This is a genomic window from Vibrio sp. TRT 17S01 (genome assembly GCF_050113695.1).
Lineage (GTDB): Bacteria > Pseudomonadota > Gammaproteobacteria > Enterobacterales > Vibrionaceae > Vibrio.
Genome location: NZ_JBNJOG010000009.1, coordinates 37,856 through 58,682 on the forward strand (window position 1 = coordinate 37,856; position 20,827 = coordinate 58,682).

20 protein-coding genes are annotated in these 20,827 nt (G+C 43.6%); 10 read left to right on the top strand and 10 right to left on the bottom strand.

Going from position 1 to position 20,827, the window contains the following annotated elements; translation table 11 throughout:
• Positions 1-384: 384 nt before the first annotated feature.
• Entirely contained in the window at positions 385-1,359 is a 975-nt protein-coding gene (locus ACQEXS_RS14575) for a DUF6929 family protein (RefSeq protein WP_427014320.1), read from the bottom strand.
• Positions 1,360-1,658: 299 nt separating this feature from the next.
• Here ACQEXS_RS14575 and ACQEXS_RS14580 point away from each other — a divergent pair, with 299 nt between their 5' ends.
• The 10 genes from ACQEXS_RS14580 (at position 1,659) to ACQEXS_RS14625 (ending at position 11,374) form a co-directional block, all read left to right on the top strand.
• On the top strand, positions 1,659-2,375 hold the full coding sequence (locus tag ACQEXS_RS14580; protein WP_367989058.1) for a FadR/GntR family transcriptional regulator: 717 nt from the start codon (positions 1,659-1,661) through the stop codon (positions 2,373-2,375).
• Between the two features lie 103 nt (positions 2,376-2,478).
• Entirely contained in the window at positions 2,479-3,369 is an 891-nt protein-coding gene (locus tag ACQEXS_RS14585) for a 2-dehydro-3-deoxygalactonokinase (protein ID WP_427014321.1), read from the top strand.
• Positions 3,362-4,003 (top strand): 2-dehydro-3-deoxy-6-phosphogalactonate aldolase, encoded by a 642-nt coding sequence (locus ACQEXS_RS14590; RefSeq protein WP_427014322.1) that lies wholly within the window; start codon positions 3,362-3,364, stop codon positions 4,001-4,003. The genes ACQEXS_RS14585 and ACQEXS_RS14590 overlap by 8 nt, the downstream gene beginning before the upstream one ends.
• 22 nt (positions 4,004-4,025) lie before the next feature.
• The gene (locus ACQEXS_RS14595) at positions 4,026-5,009 is read left to right on the top strand and encodes a TRAP transporter substrate-binding protein (RefSeq protein WP_367989061.1); all 984 of its coding nucleotides are present in this window, start codon (positions 4,026-4,028) and stop codon (positions 5,007-5,009) included.
• A 54-nt stretch (positions 5,010-5,063) separates the two neighbouring features.
• Positions 5,064-5,609, top strand: coding sequence for a TRAP transporter small permease (locus ACQEXS_RS14600; RefSeq protein WP_367989062.1), 546 nt, complete (start codon positions 5,064-5,066; stop codon positions 5,607-5,609).
• Positions 5,609-6,889 (top strand): TRAP transporter large permease, encoded by a 1,281-nt coding sequence (locus tag ACQEXS_RS14605; RefSeq protein ID WP_367989063.1) that lies wholly within the window; start codon positions 5,609-5,611, stop codon positions 6,887-6,889. Before ACQEXS_RS14600 ends, ACQEXS_RS14605 begins: the two co-directional genes overlap by 1 nt.
• 21 nt (positions 6,890-6,910) lie before the next feature.
• Positions 6,911-8,068: a galactonate dehydratase gene (dgoD, locus tag ACQEXS_RS14610; protein ID WP_427014323.1), complete on the top strand. Its 1,158-nt coding sequence runs from the start codon at positions 6,911-6,913 to the stop codon at positions 8,066-8,068.
• Between the two features lie 2 nt (positions 8,069-8,070).
• Complete coding sequence (gene ilvD, locus ACQEXS_RS14615; protein WP_427014324.1) at positions 8,071-9,768, top strand: dihydroxy-acid dehydratase; 1,698 nt, start codon at positions 8,071-8,073, stop codon at positions 9,766-9,768.
• Positions 9,765-10,676, top strand: a complete 912-nt coding sequence (locus tag ACQEXS_RS14620) for a dihydrodipicolinate synthase family protein (RefSeq protein ID WP_427014325.1) — start codon at positions 9,765-9,767, stop codon at positions 10,674-10,676. The genes ilvD and ACQEXS_RS14620 overlap by 4 nt, the downstream gene beginning before the upstream one ends.
• Before the next feature lie 119 nt (positions 10,677-10,795).
• A complete protein-coding gene (locus ACQEXS_RS14625; protein ID WP_427014326.1) occupies positions 10,796-11,374 on the top strand; it encodes a DUF1294 domain-containing protein in 579 nt (192 codons plus the stop codon).
• A gap of 37 nt (positions 11,375-11,411) precedes the next feature.
• Here the strand turns inward: ACQEXS_RS14625 and ACQEXS_RS14630 are convergent, their stop codons facing one another.
• From ACQEXS_RS14630 to ACQEXS_RS14670, 9 genes are all read right to left on the bottom strand, one after another.
• The gene (locus tag ACQEXS_RS14630; protein ID WP_427011237.1) at positions 11,412-12,053 is read right to left on the bottom strand and encodes a sugar transferase; all 642 of its coding nucleotides are present in this window, start codon (positions 12,051-12,053) and stop codon (positions 11,412-11,414) included.
• Positions 12,054-12,063: 10 nt separating this feature from the next.
• Entirely contained in the window at positions 12,064-13,251 is a 1,188-nt protein-coding gene (locus ACQEXS_RS14635) for a glycosyltransferase family 2 protein (RefSeq protein ID WP_427014327.1), read from the bottom strand.
• Positions 13,248-14,354: a glycosyltransferase gene (locus ACQEXS_RS14640; RefSeq protein ID WP_427014328.1), complete on the bottom strand. Its 1,107-nt coding sequence runs from the start codon at positions 14,352-14,354 to the stop codon at positions 13,248-13,250. Before ACQEXS_RS14640 ends, ACQEXS_RS14635 begins: the two co-directional genes overlap by 4 nt.
• A 213-nt stretch (positions 14,355-14,567) precedes the next feature.
• A complete protein-coding gene (locus ACQEXS_RS14645) occupies positions 14,568-15,575 on the bottom strand; it encodes a FecCD family ABC transporter permease (protein WP_427014329.1) in 1,008 nt (335 codons plus the stop codon).
• A gap of 3 nt (positions 15,576-15,578) precedes the next feature.
• Positions 15,579-16,550, bottom strand: coding sequence for an ABC transporter substrate-binding protein (locus tag ACQEXS_RS14650; RefSeq protein WP_427014330.1), 972 nt, complete (start codon positions 16,548-16,550; stop codon positions 15,579-15,581).
• Positions 16,550-17,365 (bottom strand): ABC transporter ATP-binding protein, encoded by an 816-nt coding sequence (locus ACQEXS_RS14655; protein WP_427014331.1) that lies wholly within the window; start codon positions 17,363-17,365, stop codon positions 16,550-16,552. The genes ACQEXS_RS14650 and ACQEXS_RS14655 overlap by 1 nt, the downstream gene beginning before the upstream one ends.
• Before the next feature lie 178 nt (positions 17,366-17,543).
• Complete coding sequence (locus ACQEXS_RS14660; RefSeq protein WP_427014332.1) at positions 17,544-18,962, bottom strand: GumC family protein; 1,419 nt, start codon at positions 18,960-18,962, stop codon at positions 17,544-17,546.
• Complete coding sequence (locus ACQEXS_RS14665; RefSeq protein ID WP_427014333.1) at positions 18,959-20,074, bottom strand: glycosyltransferase; 1,116 nt, start codon at positions 20,072-20,074, stop codon at positions 18,959-18,961. Before ACQEXS_RS14665 ends, ACQEXS_RS14660 begins: the two co-directional genes overlap by 4 nt.
• Positions 20,075-20,077: 3 nt before the next feature.
• Positions 20,078-20,821 (bottom strand): acyltransferase, encoded by a 744-nt coding sequence (locus ACQEXS_RS14670; RefSeq protein ID WP_427014334.1) that lies wholly within the window; start codon positions 20,819-20,821, stop codon positions 20,078-20,080.
• Positions 20,822-20,827 lie beyond the last annotated feature (6 nt).

Below are 20,827 nucleotides of genomic sequence, written 5' to 3' on the forward strand. Positions count from 1 at the left end.
TTAAAAACTTTAATTAAGTCGATCTACCGCACATTTTTATTTGGATTTAATATGAAACACGATTAAATGCATTCGCATGAGTTATTTATTTAGTTAGGAATAAAATGATTTCTAAAGAGTATTTACTCTATTTAAATATTATGTGAGGAACGAAAGAATAACTAAGTCTCTTTAACTTGTTGTTTTTATTAATAACGTTCTCTTTCGTGCAGGCGGCTTAAGTTTCGCTGTATATAGGGGGATCGATTTGGTTATGTCAGGTCGATTAATAGAAGAACGCTGAATAACTTATAACGATATGTGATTAGGTTTATGTGTAATTAATTTCATTTCTGAAATTTAAAAAATAAGCCCACAATAATTGTGGGCTTATTAAGGTGTAGATTATTTTTTAAAGCTAAATGAGAAGAACTCACTCGTTCCGTCATCATTATCGCTTGCTAATACACCTTTTACTGAATGTGAGTCTTGTTTCTGAATAGCGATGGACTCAACTTTGGTGATAACACGTTTGTTATCTTTCAGAAGCGGGATTAAATTATCAGTCAAATCAAGCGTTTTACTTGCATCTAGATCAACGAGTTTTACTTTACCCACAAAGCTGCCAAGAATTTCACCATCGTTATAAGCATCACCTGTTGCTTCGATAGAAGCGGTTAGCAGTAGACTGTCTGCTTCATCCCAATATTCAGCACCGGATAAGCCTGCTTCAAAGCCTTTTACGACAGGAAGCGTAACATGGTAAGCCTTGATGCCTTTCAGCTGGTCTGTTTGGCCTGCTAGATAAGCTTGAAAACCTTCCAATGGAATGTCGAAAATTACATTTGAGCCACCGTTGCCGCGGTTAATGACAAAGGCAGAATCTTCAGAGGTTGCTAAACCTTCGATGTTGATCTCTTGATCGGCGTTATAGCCAGCCGCCGTACGTAAGTCTTTATAAAGTGCTTTTAAAGAGCGTTCGGTTCTAACCAGACCATCGTGGCTGATCACAAAAGCCCATTCACGTACATCTTCTTTGCTGCCTGAACCCAACATAACGAATGAATCGCGGCCGTTAACTTCAATGTTATCTAACGCTTCGAAATCTGGTTTCACCTTTTTGACAATACGACCATTGTCACGGACAGGGTAGTGCTTGATCATCTGCTTTTGCTCAATCTTGAAGTCATTATCAAGTTGGTATAGCCAAGGAGAATCATCACCAACTGCAAAAATCTGATTGTCAGTGACAACAACACCAGAAGCAGAAGGCAAACCTTTGTTTAGAGTCGGTTGAGAAAAATCCAGTGTCGCTGCGTGGACAGCTGTTGAACAAGAAAGCACGGCTCCAACACAAAGTGCTAATACATTACGGTTCATTTAAATTTCCTTATATGTAATTAAATGCATTCGGAAATTAGCATGGTAGACGGTAACGGCAATAGAAATGTTTTACTAAATTTGAGCTGGATCGAAGAATAATGCTAACCGTTTTCATGAAAGTTTTATCCATGTTTACAAGAGGTTACTAGCATGAAAAATCAAATGAGATGGTTTATAGATATTTTTGTTTAGTACTGATTTATTAGTCAGTAGTGGAATTTGTAAATTCGATCACAAAAAGTGGTTATTTTTTGTTCTAACATGTAATACAAGATGTAAGGAGATGAATACAACAAATGACAAGCTCAAAATCGACGTTGGCTGTTAATAAAATTGTTTACGACATATTAAAAGAGAATACGCCCGCAGGGATGAACCTTAAAGGGGAGAATGAACTGGCGCAAAGTCTTGGTGTATCAAGAACTTCGATACGAAGTGCATTACAAACCATCGCCAGTAAAGGCCTTATTACAATAATGCCAAAAGTGGGTAGCGTGGCTAATACTCCAGATAAGTGGAATTGGCTTGATCATGATGTACTAAGGTGGGTGTCTGAATATCGCGCTGCAGCGACATATATCCCATATTTGCTTGAAGTTCGTTTGATGGTTGAACCAAATGCTGCGGCATTAGCTGCGCTAAAGGCAACGGGCGAAAATCTGGCTGCACTCGAAAGAAGTTACAACCGAATGGCGACAGGGTTAGATGATAACGACCGAGAAAGAATTAATTCAGGGGATATTGATTTTCATAAGCAGCTGTTGTTTGCCACTCAAAACCCATTTCTCATATCGTTAGGGGATGCGCTCACCACAGCTATGAAAGTGTCGTTTGCTGAAACGTTGGAACAAAACGTCACGTTAAGCAAACCAGCCTTGCAGCAGCATTATCGTGTTATGGATGCAGTTAGGATGCGTAACCCTGAGCTAGCAAGAGAAACAATGCGCGATATTGTTCTAGGAGCAATAGAGAAAACGGTTAAAAGCCAATCGGGTACAGAATTCATTAAATAATCACATGCAGGTATACCCATGATGTTGAGGTCACCTGCTATTTACACGAATTACTTGTATTACAAGTTTCTTATTTATGTAATACATCTCAAAGAGGTTAACAATGAACTGGATCGCCGTGGATTGGGGCACAACAAACTTCAGGGCATTTCTAATGACGTCGGAAGGGGACTGTCTTGACAGAATTAGCGCTGAAAAAGGGTTGCTTTCGATCACACCAGAAGAATATCCCGATGTGTTTGAGCAGTTAACTTGCCATTGGACTGAAGAATATGGCCCGCTACCTGTACTGATGGCTGGCATGGTCGGCTCACAACAAGGTTGGCGTGAGGTGCCTTATGTGTCTGTGCCTGTTGATGCGAAAAGCTTAGCGAAAGACATCGAACTGGTGGACCTAAAAAACGGCGGGACAGCAGGGATTGTATGTGGCGTGACATGTGTGAATAAATTTGGCATCGCTGATGTGATGCGAGGTGAAGAAGTACAACTTGTTGGCCTGCAAGACAAACTGAAAAGTGATTTTTTTGCTGTACTTTATGGAACCCATAGTAAGCATGCTCATTGTGTTAATGGAAAGCTAAGCCGTTTTTCAACCGTAATGACCGGAGAGCTGTACTCATTGTTAATTGGACACAGCATTTTAGGTAGGGCGTTATCGGAACAGCTTTTCGACAAAGAAGCATTTTTAACTGGTGTTACTACGGGGTATCAGCATCCGCTTAATCATATTCTATTTAGTGCGCGAACCTCGCGGCTGTTTCGCACAATTGATGAAACCCATGTGGAGAGCTATCTATCCGGTTTATTGATTGGCCATGAGTTTTCTCAAACAGAATCAGGCGAGAAAGCTTATCTCATTGGGTCAAAGCGACTCGCAACTCACTATTCTCTTGCACTGACGCATTTGGATCTCGAGCACGAAATTATCGATGGTGAAGAATGCTTTTTAGCAGGAATGACACATATTTTTCTACACGGTGGCGTTAATGAATAACAACAAACTGGAACAATGTAGTTGGTTTAAAGAGCTTCCTCTTATCGCCATCTTGAGGGGGATTGAACCTGAAGAAGTGATCGCAGTAACGGAAGAGTTATTGGATGTTGGCTTTCGTTATATCGAAATTCCACTGAACTCACCGCAAGCACTTAAAAGCATAAGTCTCGTCGTTGACAAGTTTGGCGACCAAGCTGTGGTTGGTGCGGGGACGGTTACCAGCATTGAAAAACTGCTTCCTGTCATTGAAACAGGGGCGAAATTAATTGTTACGCCGAATATGAATCCTGATGTGATCAGAAAAGCGAGAGAACACGATTGTGTGGTCTTTTCAGGAATTCAAACACCTACAGAAGCATTTACAGCGTTAGAGTGTGGCGCCTCAGCGCTCAAGCTTTTCCCGGCAGAACTGATTCAGCCGAACGGCTTAAAGGCCATTCGGTCTGTATTACCTCCTGAGGTAATTTGTTGTCCTACAGGTGGTATTGATGCAAATCCAGAGCAAATGCGTGCTTATGTTCAAGCGGGCGCAAATGGTTTTGGCTTAGGCTCTGGTTTATATAAGAAGGGGTTAAACCTCTCACAAATTAGAAAACGCGCACACGCGTACCGTGACAGTTGGATGTCTATATAACGTGAAACAAAAAGGTAAACCTATGAAATTACATAAGATTGCTGCACTAATGAGCGTTCCTTTAATGGCTATGTCTATGCAAGTTCAAGCCAAAAATATGCGCATTGGTATCGGTGTTCCAGAGTCCCATTTTGAATACGCTGCGATGCAGAAATTTGAAAAACATCTGGAAGATAACACTGATATTGACGTGACTATTTACCCAAGTAACCAGTTGGGAAATGACCAAGAAGCGCTTGAGCAGATCAAGTTTAATGCGGTGCAGATGAATCTACCTTCTCCTGCTGTACTTGGCAATATCGTAAAGGAATTCAACATTTTAACCTTACCGTTCATTTTCCCTACTGAAGATATTGCAAATCAAGTTGTCGATGGTGCTTGGGGTCAAGAGCTGTCTTCTAAATTGGCGAAAGCTGGGTATGTGGGTTTAGGTTATGGCAACTTTGGTTTTCGTCATGTAACCAATAACTCTCGCCCCATTGAAAAGCTAGCAGATTTTGATGGTTTAAAACTTCGCACTATGCAGAACAAGGCGCACCTTGATGCGTTCCGTGCGTTAGGTGCAAACCCGACACCAATGGCATTCTCAGAGCTATTTTCATCATTGCAACAAGGCGTGGTGGACGGACAGGAAAACCCTTATACCAACATTTATTCACAACGCTTGTACGAGGTACAGAAATACGTTTCTGATACCGGACACGTTTACTCATGGGTTGTCTTTGTTGTTGGTAAAAAGTTTTATGACGGGCTAACTGCAAAAGAACAAAAGACAATGCAAGAAGCTGCGCGAATGGCGATAGAACACATGCGTGTATCGGTCAAAGCACAGGATGAAAAATCGCTGCAAAGTATGATTGATGCGGGCTTAACTTACACACCACTGGCTCCAGAAGTGAAAGCAGAAATGCTACAAAAAGTCGCGCCTGTCGTTCAAAAGTATGCCGACAAAATTGATCCTGAACTCTATAAAAAGCTGACAGAAGAAGTCGCTAAGCTTAACTAAATACGGATTGTTGGGCCGTGCAATGCGGCCCTGTTTTATGAATGTGGTGTCTATATGGATGAGAACAACAAATCATTCTGGGACAATTTTGAGGAGTACATTAGTACCGTCCTTTTTATTGCCTTGATTGTTCTATGCTTTTTACAGATTTTATTTCGATTCGTTTTTAATTTTTCGCTGTCATGGACCGAAGAGCTCTCGCGTTATGTCTTTATTGCGCTGGTGTATTTTGCGGCGAGCCTCGCCATCATAAGAGGTGCCCATGTACGTGTGGAAGTGATTGATGGTTTCGTGAAGGGAACACGAAAAAAAATTCTCGATTCGTGTATCGACTTATCGTTCGCTGCTTTTATGGTGTGGATTGGTTATTACGGCTTAGAGATCTCCGTTGATGCGCTAGCTATTGAGCAAACAACGCCAGCACTTGAATGGCAAGCCGGTTGGGTTTACGCCATCGTGCCCGTTACCTTTTACCTCATGGCCTTGCGGTTACTCCAGCGCGTCTATCGTCGAGCAACTGGCAAATTAGAACATGAATATGCCTTAAATGAAGCGGAAGAAGCGCTAAATAAAATGAAGCAAGATAAGGAGAACCGCTAATGGATATTTTCCTGATCTCTATGTTGGTATTTTGCTTGCTGCTGTTTATCGGCATGCCAATTGCCATCAGTATCGGTATGTGTACGGCGTTTGCACTGCTTTTGGCTGACATTCCAATGTCGTTTATTGCGCAAACAGCATTTACATCGCTCGACTCATTTACTTACTTGGCGATTCCAATGTTCATCATGGCAGGGTTTGTGATGGAACGGGGTGGACTTTCCGGTCGAATTGTTAACTTTGCAGCCAGCCTTATCGGCCGAACATCTGGTGGTTTGGGCATTGTTACTGTTGTTGCTTGTATGTTTTTTGCCGCAATATCAGGTTCGTCACCTGCAACCGTTGCTGCCATTGGCTCCATGATGGTGCCGTCAATGATCGAAAAGGGTTACAACCGTCATTTTGCTGGGGCGTTAACGGCTTCTGCTGGGTCATTAGGTATTTTGATCCCGCCATCAATTCCAATGATCATTTATGCAGTCACAGCGGAAATCTCAATTGGTGATATGTTCTTAGCAGGCTTTATTCCCGGAGGCATGATTGGTCTAGGACTGATTGTCGCAGTTTACGTTATCGCTAAACGCCGAGGGTATCGAGGGCAAGATGAAGCATTTTCATTCGCAAAAGTTAAAGAGACCTTTTTAGAAGCCAAGTGGGCGCTACTAACGCCAGTCATCATCTTAGGAGGGATTTACTCTGGAGTGTTTACGGCCACGGAAGCCGCTTGTATTACCGTTATCTACACCTTGATTGTGAGCTTCTTTATTCATAAAGAGATGACTATTGCTGACTTAATACCTACGGTATCTAGAGCGGCTCTAACGACGGGGTGCGTTATCATTATCTTGGGGTTTGCGACGGCATTTGCTCGGTATTTAACAATAAGTATGATACCGCAAATGATTGGAGAGGCGATTCTTCAACTGACCGATAACCCAACCATCATCTTGTTGATCTTTGTTGCGCTGATCATGTTTACCGGTTTGTTTATCGAAACGGCAGCTCAAATCTTAATTTATACACCACTGTTTTTGCCTATTTTGGTTCAGCTTGGGATCAGTCCTTTCCATTTCGGCATTATCTTAATTGTCGGAACTGAGTTAGCGCTAATTACACCACCTGTTGGGGTCAATTTGTTTGTTGCAAAAGGGATTACCGGCTCTTCCATGGTCCAATTAACACGCGCTGTCGTTCCTTTCTTGATTAGCATGTTGTTGGTGCAAATTGCGCTCGTCTTTATGCCCGGTGTCATCACCTTCTTGCCTGAGTTATTTAAATAGAATTGTGTAAGGTTTCGATTTATGAAAATTATTGGTTACGAAAAATTCATTGTGGCACCTCGCTGGGGATTTCTAAAAATAATGACCGATGAAGGTATTGTTGGGTGGGGTGAACCTTGTCTCGAAGGGCGTACCCACACCGTTCATACCTGTGTTGATGAGCTTATGGAGTATCTGATTGGCAAAGATCCAAGAGATATCGAACTGCACTGGAACTATTTGCACCGGTCTACCTTTTACCGAGGTGGCGCAGTAATGATGAGTGCATTGTCTGGAATTGATCAGGCGCTGTGGGACATTAAAGGCAAAGAGTTAGGCGTTCCTGTTTATCAGCTTCTTGGTGGTAAATGTCGCGACAAAATACAAACTTACTCATGGATTGGTGGAGATAGGCCAGATGATGTTGTTCGAATGGCAAAAGAGCGAAAAGCGCTTGGCTTCAATGCCATCAAAATGAATGGCACTGAAGAGCTTAACTATATCGACAATCATAGCAAAGTAGATGCTTTGCTGGAGCGGGTACAGAGTCTTAGAGACGCAATGGGTAAAGACTTTGGGATTGGTATCGACTTTCATGGTCGGGTGCATAAAGCCATGGCGAAAATCATGCTTAAAGAACTTGAGCCGATGCGACCAATGTTTGTTGAAGAACCCGTACTTTCAGAGCATTTCGACTGCATACATGAAATAGCCCAATACGGAGCGATCCCGATTGCAACAGGGGAACGTTTGCATTCTCGTTGGGATTTTAAAGAGCTGTTGAACAAAGGTGGTGTCGATATCATTCAACCGGATATTTGCCATTGTGGTGGGATCACAGAGCTAAAGAAAATTGCTGCCATGGCTGAAGCGTATGATGTTGCATTAGCGCCACATTGTCCGCTTGGCGCAATTGCCCTTGCATCGTCTGTTCATATCGATTCGAACTGTCAAAACGCCATTATTCAGGAGCAGAGCATCGGCATGCACTATAACAAGGGCAATGATGTGCTTGATTATGTAAAAAATAAGGAAGTTTTTGCATTTGAAGAGGGATATTGCCTGAATATTGAAGGGTCGGGACTCGGTATCGATATCGATGAAGAATTTATGCGAGAACAACATATCAAAGCGTTAGAGCAGCCAAAGTGGAGAAACCCACATTGGACGCATCCTGACGGCTCATTTGCGGAGTGGTAATTATGGCAGATTGCGGCTCGTGTGGTTCGTGCGGGGGATGTGCGACACACCATAATAAAATCCTGAAGACAGACGACGGAGCGCTTAAGCGTGCGTTATATAAGTCGATGGGGCACAGTGATGAGGCGTTGAGAAAGCCTATTATCGCGGTGGTGAATAGCTACACCAATGCAACGGCAGGTCATGCCAATCTTGATGTGGTTGGTGCTGAAGTTATTCGTGGTATCGAAGAGGCGGGTGGCACCGCGATGACGTTTGGCACCATCGCACCATGCGATGGCATTGCTGAAGGGCATCTTGGCATGCGTTATATCTTGGCTGGTAGAGAAATTATCGCAGCCTCTATTGAGATTATGGTTCGAGCGCATAACTTTGATGCCATGGTATTACTTGGGTCTTGCGACAAAATTGTACCGGGTATGTTAATGGCGGCAGCAAGGTTAGATATCCCAGCAATTTTAGTTAATGGCGGACCAATGTATCCAGCAGAATACAAAGGCAAACATTGGGATGGCAATATTGTCACTGAAGCTATTGGTTGGAAAAAACAAGGGCAGATTGATGAAGATGAATTTCGCAAGATAGAAGATTTAGCCGAACCGACAATTGGCTCATGCACAATGTACGGTACTGCAAACACCATGTGTTGCTTATCAGAATCTTTAGGAATGACCCTGCCACAAACATCGACAATTCCGGCGATTCACCCCGAACGCTTGGAGGTTGGGCATCGAAGTGGCCAACGCATTGTTGAAATGGTTCATGAAGGATTGAATGCGCGTCAGATCATCAATCAGAAATCTATTCATAATGCTATTTGCACGTTGCTTGCAACTGGTGGGTCTACGAATGCCATTATTCATCTGCAAGCGATTCATTATGAAGCAGGATTAGGTGAACTCGACTTAACGGTTTTTGATGAGATGAGTCGAAAAGTACCACTTGTTGCAGCGATCTATCCCGCTTCTGAGTATGACATGGTGGATTTTTATGAAGCAGGAGGCATTGCGGCGGTAGAAAAAGAGTTGCTGCCCTTATTACATGGTGATGCGCTGACCGTTTCAGGATTAAAAGCACACTGTTTGGAGCAAGTGCCGCATTCCACGAACCGAAATTTGATTAAGTCGCTTAAAGAGCCTTTTATGCATCAAGCAGGTGTTGGAGTGTTACGTGGTAACTTATCTTTGTTAGGTTCTGTTGCTAAACCAGCCGCAGTCCCTGAAAGCATGCATCAATTTACTGGTAAGGCAGTAGTGTTTGACTCAGAGCAAACAGCAATCGACGCCATCATTGCCAATGAGATTAAAGTGGGCTCGGTGGTGGTGATCCGTTATGAAGGAACTACGGGTGGCCCCGGACTGCCAGAAATGTATAAACCGATGAAGCTTCTTGAGGGAATGGGGTTATCGGAGAGTTGTGCACTGATCACTGACGGGCGTTTTTCTGGGTCGAATCGTGGCTTGTTTGTTGGGCATATTTCTCCAGAAGCTTATGAAGGCGGCTTAATTGCACTGGTTGAAAATGGGGATTTGATTTCGTTGGATCTAGACAAGAGAGAGATCAACCTATTGGTTGATGACGATGTGATCGAATTAAGGCGATCGCAATGGACGCCGCTCCATAAAACGGTGCCGTCCGGCTTCTTACAACTTTATCGTCAACGCGTGTCTTCCGCTGCAAAAGGAGCAATGTTGAAATGATCCAAGCAAATGAGATATTCGGTATCAACCCCATAGTAGCAATGCCATTCGATAATGAAGGTAGGGTTGATCTCACAAGCTTCAAGCAATTAGTTACACATTTGCTTACGACGGGCTGTCACGGCATGACCTTATTTGGTATCGCTAGTGAATTCTATAAATTAAGCGATGCGGAAAAACATCAATTAGCTCAAGTGTTTTGTAACCTGACAGCAGATACCTCGGTATACAGTTGTATTTCTGTGACCCAACATTCGACCACGTTAGCAGTACAGCAAGCTCGGCAATACCAAGAAATGGGCGCTGATTCTTTGATGCTATTGCCTCCATTTTTCCTCAATCCTAGCAATGAGCAAGTGATCCACCATATCCAGTCAGTATTGCAAGCTGTCGATATTCCCGTGTTGGTTCAATATGCACCCAACGAAACCGGAGTGCCAATTACTGCTGAACACATGACTTTGATTACGGAAGGAAATGATAACGCCGTATTCAAAATTGAGTGTAACCCACCTGTGGATTACACACGCGCTTTACTCTCATTTAAACCAGATGCCGTTGTGATGAACGGGTATGCAGGTTTGTACATGTTGGAGATGCTTAACAATGGCGGCAAGGGGGTAATGCCTGGCTGCTCATTTGTGGAAGTGTATTTGGCAATTTATGACCATTGGGTTGTGGGAGATTTTGTTCGTGCCAAAGAGTTACACGACCAACTCATGCCTTACATTTCAAAATGGATGAGCCATTGTGAGTACATTATCGCTGTTGAAAAAACGATATTGAGGCAAAGAGGGATAATTTTGAGTGATCACTGTCGTCATCCAGATTTTGCGCTAAGCAATGAAGATAGAGATGACATAGAACGATTCCTCGTTCAGTTTGATAGCTATTTAACTAAAAGATAAGTCACATCGATATCCAAGTCAGCAGACGGTAAATTCTCAAATTCGTGCAGTATTTGTTGATGACAAGTTGTTATCATGTGCGCACGTTGGCTTAAGCTAAAAATTTGCCGGGATAAATGATGTACAAAGGTAAGATCACAGAGTGGAATGACGAACGAGGCTTTGGCTTTATTACTGCGTCAGACAGTAACCTTAAAGCATTCGTACACGCATCAGCGTTCAAGAACACACACTGCAGACCACAACGAAACGATAAAGTTAGGTTTGATATAGAGCAAGATGAAGAAGGCAGAGTAAACGCGGTTAATGCATCAATGGTGGGCTTGGCGGGCATGCCATCTAAGCTGATTTTTGCTGCGATATTTTTACTGTGTGTTACGGCAACTGTTTTGCTCGACAAGAACAACATGTGGTTAGCTGGTGCATACTGGTTGATGAGTATTGTGACTTACATTTTGTTTGCGTTGGATAAGAAGGCCGCTAAGAAAGGCGAATGGCGCACGACAGAAAAGCGTTTGTTAGTGTCATCATTTTTATGTGGCTGGCCGGGCGCGCTGTTTGCGCAGCATATCACTCGGCATAAAACCCAGAAACAACCATTTAAAGCCTTACTGTGGGTTGGCATCATTCTCAATGTCACAATTTATGCCTTGTTATTTACGCCATTTGGTCAATGGCTTGCAGCGAATTATCTGTGATAATAACGGCGACCATTATGGTCGCCGTTGTTTTAAGTTAACGACCTCGACCATCTACCATAACAATCAATGTTTTAGTGATTATCGCCAGATCCATCATGATCCAGCTTTTCAATGAACTTAGTGACAACGCGTAGCTGTGGTCAAATCCCACCTTTCTTCGCACATCATCTATGCACGTATCATAACCTTGATTTACTTGAGCAAGCCCTGTGATTCCGGGCATTACGCCATAGGTTCTGTCTGCAAAATAGGGGATGGCCGTCTCTAATTTATGGTAAAAACCAGGGCGTTCTGGACGTGGACCAATTAACGACATTTCTCCTTTTACGACGTTAATCAGCTGGGGAATCTCATCCAAACGTGTTTTACGCAAGAAACGGCCAACTGGGGTGATGCGAGGATCATTCTCTGTTGCCCAAACGGCACCAGACCGAGACTCAGCATCCTGATACATGGTTCGGAACTTAATGATTTCAAAAAACATCATTTTTTCTGGAGTGGATTTCCCAACACGAAGCTGTTTATAAAATACAGGGCCTGTTGAACTTGCTTTAATCGCAAAAGCGATGAACGGCAGCAATGGAGATAGGACCAATAAACCACAAATTGCACCGAATAAGTCAAATAACCTTTTGGCAAGCCAGATTGATATTTGGGTTGATTTGTTTGCACTCATCGTAAGCTCCTTAACGATTGACTCGTGACCATTTACCGGATTCAAATCCCATCAGATATCTCAATCCACCAATAAGATTGGCGTAATGACCTGCGATTAGATAGGCAACTAATTGGCATGCTTTGTAATTGAAAACATGGGGGAATAAAAAACTGACTAACGCGGTAGCATAGATAATGATTTGCAGCATTAATGCTGCCATAAAGAGTGGTTGCTCCATTAGGGCTATCGAGCAGAACAAGCAAGCCAGCATTAAGTAAGGTGTAATAAGCCTTAACCCTTTACCTGAGAAAAATGCGAAGGCAACCCCTCGGTATCTAGGCAAAAATAACTTAGCTAGGTGTATTGCTTGTTGCATGTTGCCAGCAGAGATGCGTAAACGACGCTTAAAATCATTATTTTGACTCGTGGTTTCCAGTTCTACTGCTGCCATTCGTGCGTCATATTCAGCGCGGTAACCTTGTTTTACGATTTCCATCGGTAAGACAAAGTCATCGTTAATAGTATTTTCTGCTAATGGCGTGAAAAGATGAGAACGAAGTAAATAGAATGCGCCATGTGCGCCTAATGTTGAGCCGAGAGCAGCCTCATTTTGTTTGACTTGGCTTTGATAGTGCCAGTATTTTGCTTCGGTTGTTGTTTGGTCGCCAATAAAGCAATAATGGCCGTTTACCACACCCACTTTTTCATCATGGAAATGTTGCTCAGCGATCAAAAGGGCATCAATTGAGACCAGCGCAGAAACATCACTCAGCGCGGTTATATCACTAGAAATTGTTAGCATTTGCGCATTAATGACCGCCACTTTCCCTCGGTTATGCTCAAACTCACGAACTTCGAAATGAGTATCGCAGCAAATGGCTTCCTGAATCGTGTTTCTCGCTATTTCAGCCGTCTTATCACTGCATCCATCACACGCGATAATGATATCCAGTTTATTACGGGGATAATCAAGGGATGCAAGGTTACGGATTTTATCGGCAATCCAGCGCTCTTCATTGTATGCCGGTACTAAAATCGTGATGGAAGGGCGTGTGCGGTCAACCTTCCCATTGCGATAACCGCGGCAGACATCATTGAATGTTTTATTCGGATGTCTGGACGAATACCAGCGTAGCAAAATGGGATAACCCACATGGTGGTAAATGATGAGAGAACCACTCACTAAGCAGATAACAATCAATAGGATTTCCATCATGCGGCATCCTCCGCAGCAATGGCTTCGTAAGCTTTGACCATTTGACGTATTTCATTGTTGTTTAGTACAAAATCGCGCGGTGACACGGTGTGAATTCTTCCAATTGCCTCTTCCAAGATAGCGGCCATTAGAGAAGGGCTTCTAGGTGGGATCAAAACACCAGTATGGGGGCACAAGGTTTCTGAACTGGCACCGACATCGGTGACTGCTGTAGGAATCCCACATGCTTGTGCTTCTAAAGGCGCAAGTGGAAAGCCTTCGGAGCGCGAAGGGAGGCAAAATAGATCAAGAGAGTGGTAGAAACTGGGCATATCAGAAACAAGCCCCAAAAACCGAACTCGATTGCTAATACCAAGTCGTTCGGCTAAATGTATCAGGTTATGGTGTTCATCGCCGACTCCTGCGATAACAAGCATAATAGGTTGTGGCATGCTAACAAGGGCTCTGATCATGAGATCATGCCCTTTAACTTTTTCTAACCGCCCAGCGCAGCCAATAATTGGCCGAGAAAGCGGGAGGTTGTATCGTGTGCGTGCTTCTTCGCGTAGACCTGGAATAAATTTTTTGCAGTCAATGCCATTTTTAATCGTGGTGAGTTTAGGGTATTGAAATTGTTCATTGAGAAGATTAAAGACTTGATAGGCATCGGCGACTAATGTCGGTTTCGCAAGCGTCAATGCCCATTTTTGCAGGCGAACATGTTTGGGGTTATTTAAGTGCCAACCATCATGCTCTGTGTGTATTCTGGTTTTTATGCTGGCAAATTTAGCCGCGATACCACCATAGACCAACGGACCAATATGGTGAGTGTGCACCACTTGAGGACGCAATTCGTTGAACATATTTTTTAATTGAAAAAGCGTTGAAAGCTGAACACCCGGTTTCTTATTTAAGAAAATAAGCTGGTTCCGATATTGTTCTAATTTCGGCCAGTGCTTAATTGCTTCATTTTTTGTTCCTTCCAAACTGATGATCAGTGTGTGCTCCGGGTGTGAAGAAAAATTAAGTAAGTCCAGTGCAAGGCTTTCAAGCCCTCCTGGTGCCATACGTTGGACAACGTGGATCGTAGTAGGATGTGGAGCAGAAGATGTCTTAATACGCATAATTTCATCCCTTTAATCAGTTGACGATAGCTGAGTGATGCTTTGGACTACTGCATGGGATATGCCAACTTAAGATGTCAATAAAAACAAATAGATACCTTAGCGCTTTGGGTAAATCGTAATTTGAGAACGGATTTGAAAGACAAACTGAGAAATGGGTAAGCTAGCAAGAGAAGGAACGCCCGTTCAAAGGCGTTTCAATGAGTGAAATTTTTAGTGCATTGGTTTTTTCCAAACAAGATACAAGACGAATACACCGCCCAATGCAGCGGTTACAATGCCAACAGGCAATTCTTGTGGTGCGAGAATAGTGCGGCTTGTAATGTCGCCAACTAACAGCATGACACCTCCCCATAATGCAACCAGTGGTAATGCGCGTTTATGTGTCATACCCGAAAAAGGTCTCACCAAATGGGGAACCATTAAGCCAATGAACCCAATCACACCAGTCAGTGCCACAATGCAAGCCGTGCAAAATGCGCAGCATACAAAAACCTCACTTCTTAAACGATGAACATTAATACCGAGTGATTGGGTAGTTTGTTCACTAACTAAGAGGGTATCCAACTCTCTGTAGCGTCTTAGACTAAGTATGATGATGCTCAGTAATCCCATCGCAGCAAAGATCAGGTTCTCCCAACGGGCCAAGCCTAAGCCTCCCATAGTCCAAAACAAAATAGAACTCGCTGCCCGTTGATCGCCAGAATAGATTAAGAAACTCGTGATCGCACCGAATAGAAAGGATATTGCTAGTCCACACAGGACGAGGTTGTTGTTCCCGCGTCTTTTTTGAAGCGTAAACAAGGCGAGTACGGAACATGCTGATAAAATACCACCACAAAACGCCGCTATTGGTAACGACCAAACACCCAAAGCATCTCCCAAATGAGTGATAACTAAAACGGCGCCAACAGAAGCGCCTGACGATAAACCAAATAGAAATGGATCGGCGAGATCATTACGTGTCGTGGTTTGCAGTAATGCACCTACGGTTGCAAGCCCAGCTCCGGCAATGATAGCGAGCAGTGCTCTGGGGAGGCGTAGTTCAAGCAGTATGCGACTGGTCATGCTGGCATCTTCTTGGTTAAAGGAGCGTAAACCAGCAAAGACCTCATTTATTGAGATTGAAACTGCGCCACATTTTAAGCTGAATGCAAATGCAAAAAGTAGGGCGCTTATCCCAAGCAACCATGCAAATTGGAATTTCGATAGCTTACTCAAGCGTTATTCTGCTTTTGCATTTGCAGGGAAAAACGCTTTAGAAAGCGTTTCTATTGCATCGATATTGGCAGGCCCGGGCGTAAGCTGTTCGTAACGTAGTTTTACGTAACGCTCTGATTTAACTGCCGTGGTGTGCTTCATCAACGGGTGTTGTTCCAAAAAGGTCTTAAGTGAATTAGCGCCATGTGCCGTTTGATAATCTAATAAAATAATCACATCTGGGTTTTGCTTTGCCACATGTTCCCATGATGTTCGACCCCAGCTTGTTTCCATATCACCAGTCACATTGATGCCACCTGCTTGACGGATCATGGCATTAGGCATGGCATATTTGCCGGCGGTGAAGGGTTTATCTTCGCCGGAATCAAATAAGAATACCTTGGGGGCCGGGCTATTCGATTGGCTGTGTGGCGCTTTAATCGCCTGAATACGCCCTTGCCATTCCTGTACTAATGCATTAGCTCTGTCTTGCTTATCAAAGATCATCCCCAGCTTCTGAATGTCATCGTAAAGCAAAGCCATGCTCGCCCCATTTTCTAACTTATTAGTATGAATGCAGCTTTCGGAAAGTATCAAAGTATCAATGCCATAAGGCTTTAAGCTTTGTGGTGTGACTTCGCCACCGACTTTCATTCCGTAATTCCAACCAGCAAAAAAGAAATCGGGTTTCGAAGCGATAAGGGTTTCGAGAGATGGGTATTTGGGCGAGAGTTCTGGAATGTCACCCAACGTTTTCTTAAATGAAGGAGACATCTTATACCACCCAGAGATCCCACTAACCCCAATCATGTCTTGTTGAAGCTCTAGTGCAAATGCCATCTCCGTCATATTGATGTCGTGAAAAACAGCACGTGAAGGGCGCTTTTCAATGACTAGCGGTGTACCGCAGTTGTCGATAGTAATGGGATAAGTCGTACTGGCAGCATTTGCAGCTGAAAAGGGGATGATAAGTGAGAGCAATACAGTGTTTTTCATTATGAGACTCCTATAGGTGAAAGATTCAGGTGAGAGGGTGCGGCTTCAAAATGATGTACCGCTCTGGGTATTTGCGGATGATTAAGTGTGATGACTCGCAGCCCAAACGTCGGCGTGATGAATTGGTCATTCATCACTTGATGTGGTGGAGCAAAGGTGACCATTGATTGATTGGCCATCAATAAGACTTTGTCTGCAAATGAGGTCACTAAAGGCAAGTCATGCAAAACAACGATCGAAGAAACGCCTTTACGCTTGATGAGTGCAAGCAATTCAAACCGCGCTAATGGATCCAGATGGTTGGTTGGCTCGTCAAGAAGCAGTAATTTAGGTTCCTGTGCAAACGCTCTCGCAATGTTTGCGCGTTGCAGTTCTCCACCAGATAACACACCTACGCGTTGGTGACTTTTATGTGATAAACCGACATCATCAATCGCTTGTTTTACTGCTCGGTCATGCTCTTTGGGGCCACAGCAAAAAGTATGGGGGACACGGCCTAATGAAACGTATTCAAATACCGTCAGACGAGGATCAACATGTTCCTGCTGCGCAACCAGAGCGATCATTTTGGCCTTTTGGCTTTGCGTCAGATCATCGGTTGGAATGCCATTAAGTTGTAGCTGACCTTGTACTGCGTGATATTCGCCAAGAATGGTTTTTAGTAAGCTTGATTTACCACTGCCGTTAGGGCCAATGACGGCAATGCATTCGCCATGAGCCACAGTAAACGTTGTATTATTAATCGCTCTCCATTTTAAGGGGCTATCAGCGCATAGTTGGTGAGCCGATAAGATTGGGGTCAATGAAGTATCCATTTTATGTTGAATTGCAATTGATATGTTATAACATAACATATCAATCTTATGCTTGTGTCAATAGTGTCCTAGTTGCGTAACCTGCTCTATGTTGAATTGTCTGAATCTGTAATAACAAACCGTCGTAAAAGATGAGTAGTGACTCGGTTAGCAAAGGCAACCTTGTTTTATTGAATTTTTAAACCTTGGGTATCACTGTAATTACAGGAACGCCCGTTATTTCTTCGAGCTGATCTCGACGACGGACAGAGGTATCGAACAATTCAGCTAAAGTGGCTAAACCAATTCCGAGTGCAATGCCGCCAACAAATCCAGCTAACACAAAAATGATGGCAGGTAGATTAGATGGAACACTGGGAGTGTAGGGGAGATCAATGATTTTGACCCGTTTGTTTTGCTCAAAAATACCAAGCGAACCAGTCAATTGAGCCATTTCATAACGTTCAATTAACTCATCAAAGAGCTGGCGCTTGATCTGAACTTCGCGCTCTAAGCGAAAGAGTTGTTTTGCGTTATCACCGAAGCTTTTAGTCTGCGTTTCTAACTGCTCGATCATGCCACGCAAACTCTTGGTTTCTTCACTTAAGGATTCATATTGGCCACGAACGGTTTGCAAACTATGCAGCTGAGTTACCAGTAGTGGTTGGATCTCGCTGATGTTGCCAAGGTTGCTGCTGGCAATATCCCACAATTGATCTGTATTCATATTGGGCTGGGTTTGGCCGACTAAAAGGGCTCTTTCATCTTCAAGCCGAGTTAATTCTCTCTTTTTGGCTTGAACAGAACTATGTTGGTCTGTGTACTTAGCTTGTAGTAACGTCAGTTGGCTGCGTATTTCAATGATTTGATCTTCAATACGACCGATCACGGGGTTTGTTCTGGATAACTGTTGGTCTAATGAACCTAAACTTTTTTTAACCCCAGCTAGCTCTGCTTCTTTCTCGGCAAGACTTTGCTTTAATGCCGCGAGTCGAGTTAGTGTTTGTCCTTGCATTTCAGGAGTAACTGAAGCGTATTGGTTTTGGTATTCCGCCAATGCTGATTCGGCCAAATCCAATTCGTTTCTTCTTTTATCGATATGAAAGGAGAGGAAATCCCGTGAATCTTGAATTGATGAACGCTCAGGTGCTAATAACTGTTCAATAAAATGATTGCTAACAGATTCCAATAGTTCTTTCATTCCTTCAGGGTGGCGTGCTGAAAGCTGAATTTTGAGAAAGTCTTTTCCCAATTGGCTGATGGTTAGATTTGACGAAATGTGATTGATCACCCGTTCAATTTCAGCTGGGGTCATGGTGTCGTTGATCAGTCCGCGCTCTTTAGCCACTGATTTCAACACATGGCGACTTTTAAGTAATGTACTTAAGGCATTTAACCGTTCTTTGAGCATGGTCGATACAGCTAAGTCTTCCAAAAACGGGTTCATTTTGGCCGTTTCTTGAATCAACATACTGGTGTGTGCGTGGTAGGTTGTCGGTACCAATTTACTGATCACAAAACCCATAACCGGAAGAATCAACACCGGTAACACAATGAGATAGCGACGTCGCCACGCGCCACACAACAAAATTACAATTCTGAATTTAAGTTCGTTCATAAAAGCTCCAACAACCAATTCACAAAGTGACTTCGAGACTCCCAGCTTGCATTAGATACGATATTTTCCGGTAATTTGGGTTGAAGCTGGGCCGTGGTGAGCGTGGCACATAGGTCATTACTGTCAGAGATTAGATTTACATACTGTTTGTAGGGCTGTAGAGCTGGAAAATCCGTTGTGATGATAGGGGTTCTCGTTGCGAGATATTCCATCAATTTTAATGGACTACAAGCACGAATTTGTGGGTTATCTTTAAACGGTAAAAGGCTGACGTCCCAATGTTGACTATAACAAGGCAGCTCGTGGTGAGGTTTAGGGCCAAGGTAGAAAACATTTTCACGTTTAGGAAGCTTGTTTTGGTTGAGTTCGCATGGACCGATAAAGACAAAATCCCAATCAGGGCGTCGAGTGCATACTTGCTCCAACATGTCGTAATCCAGCCATTCCGATAAACTGCCATAAAAGCCTGCGACTGGTTTTCCTCGGTTGGGAAGATCACTGGCACGTGGTGCAGGGCGACTAAACAGCTCTAAGTCGACACCATGAGGTAAATGATGGGTCTTGCAAGCTGGAAACTTACGACAGATTTTTTCACTGGCACCAAGGATCAAATCTGCTTGCGACGTTAATAGGTGCTCGTGTTGTGCTACTACATGGTGATCCACACCAGCGAGAGAGGAGAAATCATCACCACAATAATAAACAACTGCAGATTCACCGAGATGCCCACACAAGTCAGCTGCTGTGGGGAGTGATATCCATAATAACGGGGCGTCTAATTGATATCGCTCCACCAAAGGTTTTAACTGACTAAGCATTAAGTTTTTCGCTAACTGGCGTGAAAATGTGGAAGCGGGCGCAGGGATGGTTTTTAAATTAACCACATGGATATCGCTCTTTTCAGCTGCAGTACTGAGTTGATAGCCACCTTTTCCAAGGCCGCATAGTTTACTCATGGCGCGGGCAGCATCTTTCCAACATAGACGAGGCTGTCTTAATCCTATTGAGTTTACCCACAATACTTTTCGCTCTTTTGCTAAGTACTTAACGATATGTTGAGTACTCGATGGCAGTCCGCCAAAATCTTCTCCAAAAACAATTAAATCACGCATGGCTTAGCCCTCCATATGACGTATGTCGTAAGTGTTGCTATTGAGTTCTTTTAATACACGGGCGGGATTACCAGCCGCGATCACCATAGGAGGTAAGCTTTTAGTGACAACGCTGCCTGCTGCTACCACTGTGCCATGGCCGATGGTGACACCTTGACGAACGGTCACATTGGTACCCAGCCAGACATCACGCTCTAAAATGATGTCTCCGATATGTCCATCGTCATCTCCAATACCTTCAGCACGAAGCTTGGGATCTAAAGAATGGCCCGAATAGCCAAATAAGAAAGCACGGCCTCCGATACGAACGTTGTCGCCTAAGATGACTTTGCCTGCCACTGCAATTGTGGTTTGCCAACCGATCCCGACGTTGTCACCAATAATCAGCTCAGGTTGCGTGGCGCTAGTACGGCCACTAAAAGTGGTATGGCCTGAAATACGACACTGGCTACCCATATGAATTGCAAGAGGGCCGGAAATAAAAGGTAGGCCGCCATACAAATAGAGAGAATGTCCACAGGTGTTGAGTCTGCCTTTAAACGCGGGTGTGTAGATAAGAACTCTAGTCAATCCACCGATTAAATTGTTAATCGTCTTAACTACGGCATACGCAAACTGGTTATAGAACTTTGGCGTTGGGATATCGCACGCTCTGATGCGTTTTAACATCAAAAAGAGCCTGCGATAGGTTGGGTTTGGATTGTCTTTGAGCCAGATTTTTACGTGATTTAGTCTTGTTGCCAACATACGATC